16 protein-coding genes and 1 tRNA gene are annotated in these 12,701 nt (G+C 61.3%); 8 read left to right on the top strand and 9 right to left on the bottom strand.

Translation table 11 applies throughout. The annotated features are described in order from the left end of the window. Positions 1-73: 73 nt before the first annotated feature. The 4 genes from K2Y56_RS16110 to K2Y56_RS16095 all read right to left on the bottom strand — a co-directional run bounded on the left by K2Y56_RS16110 (position 74) and on the right by K2Y56_RS16095 (position 2,959). On the bottom strand, positions 74-307 hold the full coding sequence (locus K2Y56_RS16110; protein ID WP_292509583.1) for a hypothetical protein: 234 nt from the start codon (positions 305-307) through the stop codon (positions 74-76). A gap of 601 nt (positions 308-908) precedes the next feature. After that, on the bottom strand, positions 909-1,577 hold the full coding sequence (locus K2Y56_RS16105) for a hypothetical protein (protein ID WP_292509581.1): 669 nt from the start codon (positions 1,575-1,577) through the stop codon (positions 909-911). A gap of 47 nt (positions 1,578-1,624) precedes the next feature. Continuing rightward, on the bottom strand, positions 1,625-2,011 hold the full coding sequence (locus K2Y56_RS16100) for a PepSY domain-containing protein (RefSeq protein ID WP_292509578.1): 387 nt from the start codon (positions 2,009-2,011) through the stop codon (positions 1,625-1,627). A 285-nt stretch (positions 2,012-2,296) separates the two neighbouring features. After that, positions 2,297-2,959 (bottom strand): hemerythrin domain-containing protein, encoded by a 663-nt coding sequence (locus K2Y56_RS16095; RefSeq protein WP_292509574.1) that lies wholly within the window; start codon positions 2,957-2,959, stop codon positions 2,297-2,299. 164 nt (positions 2,960-3,123) lie between these two features. Here K2Y56_RS16095 and K2Y56_RS16090 point away from each other — a divergent pair, with 164 nt between their 5' ends. Next, positions 3,124-4,419 (top strand): hypothetical protein, encoded by a 1,296-nt coding sequence (locus tag K2Y56_RS16090; RefSeq protein ID WP_292509571.1) that lies wholly within the window; start codon positions 3,124-3,126, stop codon positions 4,417-4,419. Between the two features lie 476 nt (positions 4,420-4,895). Here K2Y56_RS16090 and K2Y56_RS16085 read toward each other — a convergent pair whose 3' ends face one another. Together K2Y56_RS16085 and K2Y56_RS16080 are read right to left on the bottom strand one after the other, a co-directional pair. Further along, positions 4,896-5,303 (bottom strand): hypothetical protein, encoded by a 408-nt coding sequence (locus tag K2Y56_RS16085; RefSeq protein ID WP_292509568.1) that lies wholly within the window; start codon positions 5,301-5,303, stop codon positions 4,896-4,898. A 620-nt stretch (positions 5,304-5,923) separates the two neighbouring features. Continuing rightward, a complete protein-coding gene (locus K2Y56_RS16080; RefSeq protein WP_292509566.1) occupies positions 5,924-6,250 on the bottom strand; it encodes a hypothetical protein in 327 nt (108 codons plus the stop codon). Positions 6,251-6,456: 206 nt separating this feature from the next. On the opposite strand from K2Y56_RS16080, the gene K2Y56_RS16075 reads away from it, so the two are divergent. From K2Y56_RS16075 to K2Y56_RS16045, 7 genes are all read left to right on the top strand, one after another. Next, positions 6,457-6,533: transfer RNA gene (locus tag K2Y56_RS16075), tRNA-Ala, on the top strand. An 820-nt stretch (positions 6,534-7,353) separates the two neighbouring features. Further along, positions 7,354-8,493: an HPP family protein gene (locus tag K2Y56_RS16070; RefSeq protein ID WP_292509564.1), complete on the top strand. Its 1,140-nt coding sequence runs from the start codon at positions 7,354-7,356 to the stop codon at positions 8,491-8,493. 233 nt (positions 8,494-8,726) lie between these two features. Further along, positions 8,727-8,855: a hypothetical protein gene (locus tag K2Y56_RS16065; protein WP_292509561.1), complete on the top strand. Its 129-nt coding sequence runs from the start codon at positions 8,727-8,729 to the stop codon at positions 8,853-8,855. Between the two features lie 302 nt (positions 8,856-9,157). After that, positions 9,158-9,511, top strand: a complete 354-nt coding sequence (locus K2Y56_RS16060; protein WP_292509559.1) for a hypothetical protein — start codon at positions 9,158-9,160, stop codon at positions 9,509-9,511. A gap of 184 nt (positions 9,512-9,695) precedes the next feature. After that, on the top strand, positions 9,696-9,956 hold the full coding sequence (locus K2Y56_RS16055; protein WP_292509557.1) for a hypothetical protein: 261 nt from the start codon (positions 9,696-9,698) through the stop codon (positions 9,954-9,956). Between the two features lie 176 nt (positions 9,957-10,132). Continuing rightward, positions 10,133-10,342 (top strand): hypothetical protein, encoded by a 210-nt coding sequence (locus K2Y56_RS16050; RefSeq protein WP_292509554.1) that lies wholly within the window; start codon positions 10,133-10,135, stop codon positions 10,340-10,342. A gap of 122 nt (positions 10,343-10,464) precedes the next feature. Beyond that, positions 10,465-10,674: a hypothetical protein gene (locus K2Y56_RS16045; protein WP_292509551.1), complete on the top strand. Its 210-nt coding sequence runs from the start codon at positions 10,465-10,467 to the stop codon at positions 10,672-10,674. Between the two features lie 456 nt (positions 10,675-11,130). Here the strand turns inward: K2Y56_RS16045 and K2Y56_RS16040 are convergent, their stop codons facing one another. From K2Y56_RS16040 to K2Y56_RS16030, 3 genes are all read right to left on the bottom strand, one after another. Further along, on the bottom strand, positions 11,131-11,301 hold the full coding sequence (locus K2Y56_RS16040) for a hypothetical protein (RefSeq protein ID WP_292509549.1): 171 nt from the start codon (positions 11,299-11,301) through the stop codon (positions 11,131-11,133). A gap of 568 nt (positions 11,302-11,869) precedes the next feature. Next, complete coding sequence (locus K2Y56_RS16035; RefSeq protein WP_292509546.1) at positions 11,870-12,172, bottom strand: hypothetical protein; 303 nt, start codon at positions 12,170-12,172, stop codon at positions 11,870-11,872. A 55-nt stretch (positions 12,173-12,227) separates the two neighbouring features. Beyond that, complete coding sequence (locus K2Y56_RS16030) at positions 12,228-12,446, bottom strand: hypothetical protein (protein WP_292509543.1); 219 nt, start codon at positions 12,444-12,446, stop codon at positions 12,228-12,230. Positions 12,447-12,701: the final 255 nt, after the last annotated feature.

Genomic DNA, 12,701 nt, shown 5'->3' with positions numbered 1-12,701 from the left:
GCTTTCGCGCCGGCCTTCACGGCCTCGTGCGCATGTTCGGGGACGGACCGCTGAAACGACGTGACCGGGCTGGTCAGTGCTTTTCCTCCGCCGGACTATGCTTCTGGGGTTTATGGCCCTCCTGGCCGGAATTGTTGTGCTTGTGATGATCCCGGCTTTCTTGCTGTGATGAGCTGCGGGGCTCGCGAGGCGGGCTCGTCCTGATCTTGGCCCCGCCACCCGGTGGCACGTTGGGCCCGTCCTTATGCTCGATGATCCGCACTTGCTGATCATGGGTTTTATCGCCGTGCGGCTTCTCGCCAGCCATTGCCGATCTCCGGTGTTTCTCCGAAGGCCAACCGTGATGCAGCATTCGCTGTTCCGGCCTGTAAGGCCATGCTTTGGAAGGTCATCCACGGACGTTCGGGCGCTTACAGGCGGGGCACCTTCAGCCCCGACGCCCCCTTTTGGCACTCCGTACCGGACGCTTCTATACCAGAGCGCCTGCAGCAGGGGTGTGAACTAACCCTCGCCTTTCATCATCCCGCTACTCCGGAGCCGCGCACTTCCCACCGACATTCGGAACGATCAGAGCGGATGGTGGCCGCCATGAGGGATCTGAACGATTTCGACCACGCCGCGACCGGCTACTCCTCCGGCGACGACGGGGGAACTGTCATCATCAACACGCGGAACAAGGACGCTGGCATCGTTCTGCCCTTCTGTGAGGCGGCTGATACTGGGGGCAGTCCTCAATGTGCATACTGACCCTGTGCAGATACTTGATAAACCCCTTAGGCAAGTGCGGAGACGAAAGTCGAGAATGAGTTTACGTTCCGCAAAGTCATGATGCGGTTGTTCGTCCAACAAAAAGGGCCGGGACCACGCTGGATGCTCCCGGCCTTTCATCTCAGGTATTGCCCCGATCTCTACGTCCGGGACGCGTAGGAGCGAACACGGGGACGTCCCTCGACGATACCGGCCGACGTCAACCCGGTGCCCGCCGCAGAGCCGGTCGGTGCGCCGATCTCAGAAGTGGCAGGCGACGCCCAACCTTCCGAGCGCCACGTCTGCGCACGCTCATCGACATCGACGGAGCCATGCTGCTCCAGGATATCCATGGCGGCGATGGAGCGAGCCTCATCGACACGTACAGTCACGAGCGTGCCGCCCCGCCGGACGCCTTCCGAGTAGGTCTGGGCATCGGCCTCGTTCACGCCGGCTCCGGTCAAGCCACCAATGAGCCCGCCGGCAGCTGCACCGATCCCTGCTCCGGTGATGGTCGTCACCAACCAGCCGGCCGCTACGACCGGCCCGACGCCGGGAATGGCCATGAGGCCGAGACCGGTGAGAAGTCCGAGGGCTCCGCCCGCAATCGTGCCGAGCGAGGCACCGGTCCCTGCACCGGTTTCGGCGCCCTCTTTTGCTTCTCGATGATTCCCGTCGCCGTGCCCAATCAGGCTTGAGTGCCGATCGCTCTCGTTGTTGGCGACGATGCTGATGTCAGAATGCGGGATGCCTATCGATTCAAGCTTTGTGACAGCTGCGCTGGCGTCTTCATAACGATCGAACAGGGCTGTGATAGTTTGCTGAGCCATGGTGGCCTCCAAATTTCCGGGCGTCGAATTTATCGCGAAGTTGCTGCTTACTGGGCTGCGACGTTGCCCTTGAAATCTAGGCCTACTTTCGCCGGCTTGCCGTTAAGCATCGCGTTGCCTTGCCAGATGCCCTTGTCGTCCTTCTTCAACTCCTTCACGTCTTTATAACCCGCATCCTCAAGGCGCTTACGGGCCTGGGCTTCTGTGAAGCTGCTCGCGCCCTCTTCGAGCTTGGCGCTCGATGCAGCACCTGCGGTGGCGGGGTTGCCGGCGTCCGGCCGATCCGTGTTCGGGCGGGTAACCGCCTTCTGACCGCCCGACTTTTCGCTCGTAGTAGCGTCCGGTACGGGCTGCCCGGTGACACTGGTCTGTGCAAAAGCCGAGCTCGCCGAAATAATGGAAAGTACGGTGAGGGTCGTGAGCGTCAGTCGCATAGTTTTCCTCCGAGATAACTTACAACCTAACGCGCGAACGCAAAAATGGTTCCAAAATATCTGTTATATCCGGGCCATTCCTGGAAACTTGTTTTTTGGCAAAGGTGTTATTGAGTAAGAAAAAAATTGCATATAAATCAAGAAGCATCTCGTTGCAGTTATTTATTAGTCGGCATCCGAGTCAAATTCGTAAAGATCTTTGCTGAGATCGGACTTATGCAGGGAACGTGTCCTCACTGCTTCATCGAGCATAGCTCTTGGCGCTCTGCTAGCTTTTCTCGGTTTCTACGCGTCCGGGGGGGCAGCGATCGAAGTCAGATCAGATCGGGAATGCGTAGCAACGCCTCGCCGCCCATCATGCGGCCGACGGCTTCCATGCACCCCCAACAGGCCAGCGCGCCAAGCAAGAAGCGCAAGTCCGCCAAGCGCGGCCGAAACAGCTGCGGCGATGGTTGCAAAGCCAAACGTCGACATCCCACCTAGGAAGCCTCGCCGTCCCGACTTCAGCGCATTCATCTTCGCGCGAGTGAACATGCCCAGGGCATTTCGGGCTTTTTCGCGCGACAGGACTTTGCGGGCGGCGGGGAGCAGTTCGTGGTTATGACGGTGAAGGTGCTGATCAACCAGGAAAGTGGCGTCACCGAAGGCATGGAGCCATCCGGCTGCGTGCTTCTGGCGATATCGAGCGAGCCCTGCGAGTTGCGACATGAAGGTGCGATGCTCGCCCTGCATCCCCTGAAACAATAGCCGTATGGCGGCATGGCGGTTCAGGAGTGAACCAAGGCTCGCATCGAGGGCGTCGGCATAGGTCTGAAGCTCGTCGATGAGGTCGCCAAGTAGGCGCTCCAAGCTACCAATGACGCCAGATCCATTCATGGCATTCGGTATGTCGTGGACGAGCTCGGTGATGTTGCCATGATCTCGCTCGATGAGCTTCCACGCATCCATACTCGGTCCTTCGCAGAAGGCCCCTCTAAACAACTGCCCACTCAGAGGGTTCCTTCTGGCGGCAACGCACTTCGGCGCCGAGGTGACAACCCGCAGCGGGTCGCGAACCAGATGGGGCTGTTCGCGTTACATACTGCCTCATTGGCCTTGAGCGAGAGCGAGCAATGGCGACTGATCTCCGTTCGGAACCGCGCCGACCCATCACCATCAGCCTCGCTGTCATCGCGGCGGTGCTCCTGGTCTGGCTCCTCATCGTCACCATCGTGCACGCCAGACAGCGTCGCGATTTCGAGCAGCAGCTCACCTTTCAGATGACAAAGCAGGTTGCTCTTCAAACCGAACTCAACGAGCAGCGTAGGGTGCTTGGAACGCTCGCTGAGCTGCAAGAACAGATCGGCAAGACCGAAGCCCGGAGCCGCCAAGCGGCCGAGGCTTTGGTGATGGCACAGCGGCAAGCAGCTGCGGTCAAGGATGTCCAGCTCAAGGCCGAGCAGGACGCCAACGAGTCGGAGAAAGCGTCCGCCGCCGCGACGGCACGTCTTGCCGACCTTCAGGCCCAGAACGAGCTGGCTGAGCAGAAACTGACCCAAGCTCGCGCGGCATCCACGATCGTAGATCAAGCCGTCGCAAGCCGTAACCAAGAGCTGACGGAGTTGGATCGTACGCTGGAAACCAGCCGCCCATTGATGGCCAAGATGCGCGAAGACCTTGCGGGGATCACACGGGAGTCCAGCACCAAAGCATCCGAACTCGCCGAACTCGAGAGGGCTCGTCAGAAGACAAGCGAGGCCGTTTCTGCAAGCCAGAAAGAGTTGACGGCCGCGAACGAAGAGCGCGAGCGGGCGACGCGTCTCCAGCGTGATGCGGAGCAGGCTACGGCATCGCTCAAAGCCGTTGGCGATACGCTGACCCAGGACATGGCGAAAACTCGCCAGCAGCTTGAACGAGCGCAGGCCGCGTCGGCGACGACGCAGAAGGAGCTCGAGAGCGCAGAAGCGGAACGTGGCAGGCTCGCCGCTGAACTTCGTCAAGTCCAGCAGACCCTCACCAACCTTGGTGCCGAACGCGAGAAGGCCGCATCCGAGCTAGCGCAGACAGAACAGCAGCTTGAGCAGGCGCGTGCTGCCCTCGCTTCCACACAGAAGGAAGTGGCAGGGCTTCGGAATGAGCGCAGCCAAACCGAACAGGCGGTTGGGAAGCTGAAATTTGAACGTGAGACGACCGAAGCCGATCTGATCAAACTCCAAAAGCAGGAAGCGGGAGCTCAGGCTCAGTTTGCGGCGCTTACGGACAGCATGGCGTCGCGAAATAAGGAAGTTGCGGAGCTGGAGAATAGGCTACGGGTCACACGCCAGCAGCTCTCTGAGGAGCAAAGCAAATTGGCTGATACCCGTCGGCAGCTTTCGGGACAGCCGGATGCAAACGGTGCTATGCCGGCTTCTCCAGGAGTACAGCAGTGACGGGCGTTTCGGGTCGAGAGGTGAGCGCTGAACATTTCTCATTGCGAACGGATACGGGTGACGGCTGATATCCGCGTGCGCCGCAATGCGCGAAGCCCACAACGTTCTACGCGCGCCTGTCGGCTTCAAGCTGTCTCATCAACTCCGCCAATCGCGGGTCAAGGGACTCATCGAGCACGGGTTCATAGAGCGCCTGTAGTTCCCGTCCGAGTCGGATCCGAGTGAGTTCGCTCGGAGAAGACACGCTTGGCACCCTCGCAGGGGGCACTCCGCTTTCGCCCTCATCATCGAGCATCGTTTCTCCTTAGCCAGCTTCACGGCGGAGAACGCAAGTGGATCCTACGGGTTCAATGGGCTCGCAAAAACAACTCGACGAGATCCGGCCGGTGCCTGAACAGTCGCGTGGAAAGAAACCGGCAAGACCATGCCTGGCGCGCAGGTGAGGCTCTGATGGGTCGAGAAATCGATCGTCAGGGTCATGCAATCCGCTTTGTGTCCTGCTTGACTATGAACTCGCTGGTGATCGCCTCCCGGATGAGAGCGAGCCATCCCTCGGCGACCCTCGCGCGCTCTTCGGCCGCTTTCACCCGCTCGTCGGCTGCCTTCAGCAGAGCTTCGCTGCGTGCTTGGATGTCTGCCGCGCGAGCGTCGGCGGCACGGACGCGGTCAGCGGCTTCCTTGATGTCTTCCCGCGCGCGCTCGAGCAGGTGCTGGACGTGCAGTTCCTGTTCTTGAGATTGCGCCTCAACTTCGCGGACATGGTTCGCCACATCGCGGATATGGTCGATGAGCTTCGACCAGTCTTGATCTGAAGACTTGCGAGTCAGCGGGCCGTCAGGGTCGAGATCATCGAAAGAGCCTATCAACCGCAGGACGTTGGTCAAGCTGCCGTCCGCAGTTTTGCCAGTGGCGAGGGTAGCTAGCTCAGATGTCTGCACGGACGGACGCTCCCAACGAAACGGTGTCGCTGAACTCATGAGGTTTTGACCTCTAGCCTCTCTGGTAGGCGAATGGCATTCCTTGCCAAAGTGTTATTTGAACTGATTAAAAATGAATTAACAAGAAAAACAACGCGGGGTATTTAACTTATGTTCATCCCGCCCCAATGGCAGCAGTAGTGCTGATCTACCGCGTGTCGGCCCGCGATTGCACGAATGCGGGCGTCTCGTCAGGGCCGAGGTTATTGCCAAGCTCAATGAATGGATCACACGCGTCCCTGAGATCCGCCAGATTGCAACAGAGGGTCGGTTCGACTGGACTTGTCCGACTTCAATACGAAAAAGCCCCGCCGCGGCGAACCGGGCGGGACTGAATGTCTAGGTAATGAAATCACTCTATAGCTACCAGAGTGTAGCCGGGCGTCGAGTCAGGAAAAACCTTCAATCCGTTCAGGGCGGTTCTGGTGCGATGGACGGCTTGAACCAACCGATGATGGCGCGGACCTGCTCAATCTCCGGCCGGTGCGCCACCAGGGCGTAGGTCACCAGTACGCAGACGGCGAGGGTTATGGCGAGCCGACGGCACCGTTCGACGCTGCAGCAGCGGGTCCCGATATCATCAGGAAGCCGCCCTCGATCTGCATCCAGATCGGGTGGCCGCTGACGTCGTTGGTGAGCATCCGGTCGAGATCCTCTTCGCCGCCCATGCGCCAGAGCGAGCGCCAGATTGCGCCGCCGGAATTACCCATGACGAGCAAAACGGCGCCGAGGAAGAACTGCCGGGTGGATGGCTTCTCGCCCGGTGCGAAGGCACTGCGCAGCGCCACGAGGAAGATCGACACGGCGGTCAGCGTGGCCGCCTGTCCCGCCCGCAGATATCCCTCGCGGAGCATACACGATGAACGGGTCGACGAGCCGGTAGAGACCCATCGCACCGGCAAGCGCAGCAACCATGATCGATCTCGCGATGTCTCAGAGGGCGGTCGGCCGGCGATGCGGACGGGCGCGGATCAAATTGAGAAGGTCACGGAAGCCCGCCGGTAACGCTGCCGAAACGTCACTCGGAACGTCGAACCTAAGGGGCTTCTTAAGCCAGCATGGGCCAGTGGGGGAGTGGTCACCCGGGAGCCATGCAAGGCTCCAGGCGCTCGGTTCGACTCCGGGCCTGGCCCTCCAAGTCGTCTCACGATTTAAGGAGGCGCGCGGTATCCGGCCGGTTCGGATTCGTTCGGAAAGTAATCCGGCGAGTCCGGACGATGCCACCCGGATCACCGGGAGGTCCCGGACCCGGAGTGAGCCTAGGGAACCCGTAGGTTCAGGCCGACGGAACGCTCAACCAGACCACCATGCCAGCGATGGCGAGCGCTGCGGCCGCGCCGAAGGCTTGAGCGATCATCTCACGGCGATGCGAGGCGTCAGGTTCATCATGGGGCATCGGATCAGTCGCTCTCTTCGGCCCTGAGGGTGCACGATAACCTGCGTCAGTGTCCTCGTGAACGGATCGCCCAGGGCGAGGAGCACCTGCGAGCGCCGTGCCATGTCGTTGACGGTCACGACCTTGTCGACATGCAAGGTGAGGCCGGCAGAGTGCAGACGTGGTCGCGGCTGCCTGCGGCCACGAACTCGTCGCAACCGACCATGGCCTGCAACGCGAAGAAATCGCCTACGCCGTCTGCATCGACCCGTGGCTTCGATCAGTCGAGTAGCCGACGCGGACGCTCTTTTCGACCGTGACCCGCTCGATCGCCGGATCCGTGATCGCGTCAGCAATACCCCTCTGGAGCAGGGCAAGGGCGCCCTTCTGTCTGCCTGTTTATCGAAACGGACGTCTTCCGCGCGTCTTCGTCCGCGATGCCTTGCGGACAGGCATTGTGCCTATGCACGTTGCAATTTGGGCCAGGAGCTGTAAACCGATATCTGGTATACCACGAATGCAGGCCCACAAATTCAGCATTCGCCTTTAGATTGAGCGGGCTGAGAGATCGGGAGCGCGAGGATGTCCAACAGCGTTGGCCCGAGACGCCAAGCCGGCAATGGATTTGGATTTCGCGTCTTCAGGCCGATCCTGGCAGGTGCGACCCTTCGCGAGAGGTTGGTCGCTTGCTTGGGCGCGCTCATCGGCATCGCGCTCACAGGTCTCGTCAGTGGTTGGATTGTTGGCGAAGGTCCGCACATCCCTCTGATCGTGGCCCCAATGGGAGCGACCGCTGTCCTGCTGTTTGCCGTTCCTGCCAGTCCACTTGCGCAACCATGGCCGATTATTGGCGGCAACACGATTTCCGCTCTCGTTGGCGTCACGGCAGCTTATTTCATTCCTGATCCGGTAGTCGCGATCGGTGTTGGCGTTTCGCTGGCCATTGCCGCCATGTCCTTCACGCGCTGCTTGCACCCGCCCGGTGGCGCAGCGGCCCTGACCGCGCTTATCGGTGGGCCAGCCATCACATCGTCCGGCTTCCTGTTCCCGTTCGTTCCGGTTTGCCTCAACTCCCTCATTCTCGTCGGTCTCGGAATCGCGTTCCATCGCGTTTCCCGGCGCAACTATCCCCATGTCCCGCCAGTGGCGGCGACCAACGTCCACGGGACTTCAGACGTGCCTGCCCCGGCCCGCGTCGGTTTCAATAGCGGGGACGTCGATGCCGCGCTGGAGTCGTTCAACGAGACTCTCGACATCGACCGGGCCGATCTCGATCGGCTGCTGCACGAGGTTGAGAATCAAGCGCTTCGGCGGGCGCATGGGGAGTTCACCTGCGGCTCGGTCATGTCGCGTGACGTCGTTGCCATCAAGCTGCATGAACCGGTTTCGCGGGCACGCGAGCTGCTGCTGAAGCACAACATTCGGACCCTGCCGGTCGTGGATGAAGCTGGCCGGTTGTTGGGCACGCTGGGCTTGCGCGAGCTGACGGTGGGTAGCGATACGAGTATCAGGCAGGTCATGTCCGCGGCGCGCACGGTGATGCCAGATGAGCCGGTGCTCACCTTGGTCGCGCCGCTGACCGATGGGCACACCCATGCCGTGATCGTCACGAACGATGATCGGATCATCCTCGGGATCATCACCCAGACCGACTTGCTCTCGGTCCTGAAGCGCTTGGTCACGGCCAAGGCATTGGAGCATTCGATTCCGGCGTCGGCGTAAGCTGAGGTCTCGCGTTGTATGAACGGAAGCGTCGCAGATGGTCTGCCCACGATGCGACGAAGCTGATCCTGAATCGTTGTTTCGCTGAAGATCAGCCTGCCCGATTGACCCTTTTCGCGGCGGGATACCAGGGCGAGGCAACGGAACCGGCAGACCCGGTGCACCGTGGCGGCGGCTGGCCTGATTGTTGCGGAAGGCTTCCCTCGCACCGCCACGCCCGCGGGATCAAGCCGATGCAAGACGCGCCCCTTCTCCTCTACCTGCTTTACGCTGCCTTGATGGTGTCGAGCATGATGCTGACGTTGCAGGTTCACCGCCTTCGGCAGCCAGCGTCAGACGACAACCGCACGCTGGGGCGTTGAGCTGTCATTCGAACGCGGGGACAGCCTCCTAAGCTGCTTTTCCAGGCCCGGTTTCGACCACTCCAAAGACCCGGTCCACCAGCTTGGACTCAGGTTCCACGGAACGCCCGGGCGCGATGTCCACGGTGCGGCAAGATGGATCGTCGCCAATCCTGATGCAGATTTCTGTCCCGGGAGCGCGGGCCGTAGCGAGAAGTTTCATAAGCCTTCACCAGAACCGCTCAGGACAGGCGGGGCATCTTGCGGAGCGCTCGCGTCGGCCTCAGAAGGTCGGGCTGAGTACCCTGCGATAGAGCGGCGCGATGATCCTAGACCGGGTCGACTACACCGATGGCTACGCCGCGGACCGGCCAACCGTCATCGCGCTGAACGTCGAGTATGTCGGCATCAAGCGAAATGGCGCCGGAATCATGTGCTTCGCGTTCATGGCGCCTGGGAAGCGGCGGGCTACGCTCCTGGAGGTCGGCTTTGTTCAGCGCATCGAAGTGGGTGAGCGGTGTTTCGTTGCGCCGCCCTACGCGACCTGGGCGAAGCGGGCTGCAGAGTTGAAAGCCTTCATCGCACGGGCGTCGTCACGGCAGCCGGCTAAGCCCCGCTCCAGGGCGGCGCGACCGGCGGAACCGCAGCGACCATGGTGGCAGCGATTGCTCGGCTGACCAGCTTCGCGCGGTCCTCGTCCCGTTTGCCTGCTGAGTTCGACGCGGTTCTGGTGGCGCAGACGTGATCGAAACCGTGAACCATGAACCACCATTCCGCGGGCCGATTTGCGCCTTCGAGCGTTTCGATGGCCGAGGTTGACCGTTCCCATCTCGGGTGCGGCGCCTTTCCGGGAGAATTTCCTTGCTGAAGAACCTCACCTTGGCAGTCGGCCTGCTCGTGGGCGGCCTATTCCTCGCCCCTAGCCCGTCATCGGCGGCGCAGATCGGGATCGGTGCCGTCGCTGAGCCTGCCAACGCCGTCGAGCCGGCCCGTTATGGTCGCGGTCGAGGCTACGGTCGTGGTCGTGGATATGGCCGAAGGGCCTTCTACGGTCGGCGTTACTTCGGCGGGCGTCGTTATGGCCGGGGTCGCGGCTTCGGCTATGGCCGTCGCTTCTACTGAGTGAGGCGGGCGCCCCGCTGTCGGGTGGGGTGCCTTCCATTTGAGGAGCACTACCGCACTCTGCTACGCCGAGATGAAGCGTTTGGAGTAACGATCCGGGCACATCGGCCGCACCCCCGCCCGTGACCCGGACGCTGCTGCAGGGCGTTGACCTCCTGATCACAGAGGAGATGCCCATGAACGTCCGTGTTGACCCAGACCCGAGCGCTGCACCGATCAGAGGCGATACCCCCGATCAGTCTGGCGGGGAGCTTCCTCGCGTGGATCCCGCTCACCTGATCGGCCACAACGTCGACAAGGTCGATCAACTCAGCAGCACAACCTTGCTCGCCTTTGCCGGGACTGGCGCTGTCTTGGTCAGCATCGCCCATACAGTGCTTGGATGATAGGCACGCTGTGACGTCCGGCGGAGGCGCTACCTCCAGGTCATTGAGAGCCCCGCGACGGTGAGGTCAGGGGGCGAGGTATGAATTAGGACAGGCTCTGGGAAGAGCACCGGAGGAAGCCGATGCCGAACGATACCGACAAACACCGCGAACTGCTCAGCGCTCTGCGAGCCGCGCAGGCCAGCGGCAACGCCAATGTGGACGAGGCGGTCGTCCGTGCCTTCGAGCACGTCTTCGAGCACCTGGAGCGCCTGAACTCCCATGTCTCTGCCGGTGGTCCCGAAGGTGAGGGCCGTCCGTTGGAAGCCGGCGAGTCTCCGACCCTTCGATAACTCATATCACCGCGCGCCGACATCATAGTCGTCCGTGCCGTCGTGCCCGCTGGGTGGCCGTCTTCACCGCATGATGTTTCGGCCAGCGAGTCTGATTCGGGCCGTGCGTCCCACGCTCGGGGGTTGCTGCCGGCTCGCTTCACTCCGCTCCCGGCACGTTCCATAGCGGTCTTGATGGCTCCTGGGCGTCATCTGCCCGAGGCCGACCTGGTCGCGGGCTGGCGGGGCTCGGAGGAGTTGCGTGATGGCCTCCATGCCTTCGCGGGAAAGCTCCGCGCCGTCGGTTGGCTGCAAACCGACGGTGGACCGGCCTGCGGATCACAAAGGTGAGCGCGTCGGTTCCGACGAGACGCCTGAGGGTAAGCGGCTTTCACGTCACGCCAGCATCGAGAGAAGATGTGTCGCCGGGCGGTGTGCCAACTTACCTCATGCCGATCCGCTAACGATACCAAGTGCCTAGGTGGAGCTAGAACTGTTCGCGGAGCGGCGGCCGAAGTCCGTGACCTCGTTCAGGGCGATGGCCATCTGGCTGTCCTTGATCACCCGGGTGATATCGGTGATCTTCGCCTTCGACCTCCGCGTCAGCTCCACGGCGATATGGTCGACTACGTGGCCGCCCGATGCCACGTTAGGCTTGGTGACGAACGAGGCCAGACCTCTTGGTAGAGCCGCGCACCAGATGCAGGGTGACGCCGTTCTCGCTGACGTTCAGTTTCTGCTCGTTCAGCATGGGCCCGCGTTTCCAGGCTGAGGCTGATGAAGCCGCCATCATGCGACAGCGACCGATCGTATGGTCGTCCACTCGCCGAAGACCAATCCAAAAACCGTATATGGGATTCATCCAATAAAAACAAATTATACATTGCAGGCGGCTAGACGGCTTTCATATTTCTTTAACCTAGAAATCCTTTGTTATGAACGTATGGCTCGCCTAAGCATTTGATTTATAGCTGTTACCAATTATATCTCAATTGTTCGGGGTTCGCATGTCACACGCAATTTACGTTCGCGACATCAAACTGAAATGTGGATCGACACCGCGTTTGCTGGCTCACGCTATTGCCGGGCGTCAGGTCGCTCAGCGAATAATCCACGGCATCGTGCGCTCGTATCCGACATGCGGGATAGACCCGATCTCTGAGGTGCATTGGTTTCAGGATGCTGATGGTTTGCATGAACTTTGGGCGGTGCCTCTTTAGGTTGCGGCTCGCCCCTTAACCGGTTTCGCCAGTAGAATCGCCGTCCTTATCGCGCTACGCTTCGATGATGCTTTCGCAACCGGGTTTGCCATCATGCCGAGAGCGAACGGGCTGTCGGAAACGGCGCCATGCAGGTCGAGCGAGTAGCCGTCGCCCATGAGGAACGTGGTCAGCGACGGATCCGCCAAGAAGGCGTCGACAGCAGCCGCGACGTCGGTCTCGAGGATCGCCTTCGCCTTGAACAGGTCGCCTATGGTCGGGGTCTCAGCCATAGCGCCCAGATAGAGCAGCGCGACCATAACGTCTAAGGTCCGGCCCGAGCCAGAGTTCTGGGCGGCCGGCCGAGTTGGTGACCTACGTCGGCTGCAGTACGCTCTCAGAATTCGGCAGCGCCATCGGTGCTACAGCCGGCTCGGTCGTGATCGCATGGGCGAGCAGATCCCGGCGGCGGCCGAGGTCCGTGACCTCGTTCTGGGCGACGCTCATCTGGCTGTCCTTGATCGCCCGGGTGATGACGCCGATCTGCACCTTCGACAGGCGCGTCGGCTCCGCGGCGATATGCTGTTTCTTCAACGTCGCGGTCTCAGCTCCCAGATGGATCGCTGAGGTGGCCTAATGAGTGGGCTTTGCCGCTTGGTTTCCGGCGGCGTCAGCTGTATCGCCCACCAAGCTCGCTATCAGACGCCAGAGCTCCTGGTGTTCAGGACCATGGCGGCCGAGGCCGAGGAAGATCGGGATCGCAAGGTCGACAACGTGGCCGCCCGATGCCGCGTTGGCTCGGTGACGAACGAAGACAGACCCGCTGGCAGAGCCGCGCACGAGGTGCCA

The organism is Methylobacterium sp. (assembly GCF_019745455.1).
Taxonomy (GTDB): Bacteria; Pseudomonadota; Alphaproteobacteria; order Rhizobiales; family Beijerinckiaceae; genus Methylobacterium.
This window is presented reverse-complemented; position numbering and strand designations above follow the sequence as displayed.

Coding starts and splice junctions, on each gene's coding strand:
- K2Y56_RS16110 (WP_292509583.1), bottom strand. CDS start 307: ATGGCTGGCGAGAAGCCGCACGGCGATAAAACCCATGATCAGCAAGTG.
- K2Y56_RS16105 (WP_292509581.1), bottom strand. CDS start 1,577: ATGGCTCAGCAAACTATCACAGCCCTGTTCGATCGTTATGAAGACGCC.
- K2Y56_RS16100 (WP_292509578.1), bottom strand. CDS start 2,011: ATGCGACTGACGCTCACGACCCTCACCGTACTTTCCATTATTTCGGCG.
- K2Y56_RS16095 (WP_292509574.1), bottom strand. CDS start 2,959: ATGGATGCGTGGAAGCTCATCGAGCGAGATCATGGCAACATCACCGAG.
- K2Y56_RS16090 (WP_292509571.1), top strand. CDS start 3,124: ATGGCGACTGATCTCCGTTCGGAACCGCGCCGACCCATCACCATCAGC.
- K2Y56_RS16080 (WP_292509566.1), bottom strand. CDS start 6,250: ATGCTCCGCGAGGGATATCTGCGGGCGGGACAGGCGGCCACGCTGACC.
- K2Y56_RS16070 (WP_292509564.1), top strand. CDS start 7,354: ATGTCCAACAGCGTTGGCCCGAGACGCCAAGCCGGCAATGGATTTGGA.
- K2Y56_RS16065 (WP_292509561.1), top strand. CDS start 8,727: ATGCAAGACGCGCCCCTTCTCCTCTACCTGCTTTACGCTGCCTTGATG.
- K2Y56_RS16060 (WP_292509559.1), top strand. CDS start 9,158: ATGATCCTAGACCGGGTCGACTACACCGATGGCTACGCCGCGGACCGG.
- K2Y56_RS16050 (WP_292509554.1), top strand. CDS start 10,133: ATGAACGTCCGTGTTGACCCAGACCCGAGCGCTGCACCGATCAGAGGC.
- K2Y56_RS16045 (WP_292509551.1), top strand. CDS start 10,465: ATGCCGAACGATACCGACAAACACCGCGAACTGCTCAGCGCTCTGCGA.
- K2Y56_RS16035 (WP_292509546.1), bottom strand. CDS start 12,172: ATGGTCGCGCTGCTCTATCTGGGCGCTATGGCTGAGACCCCGACCATA.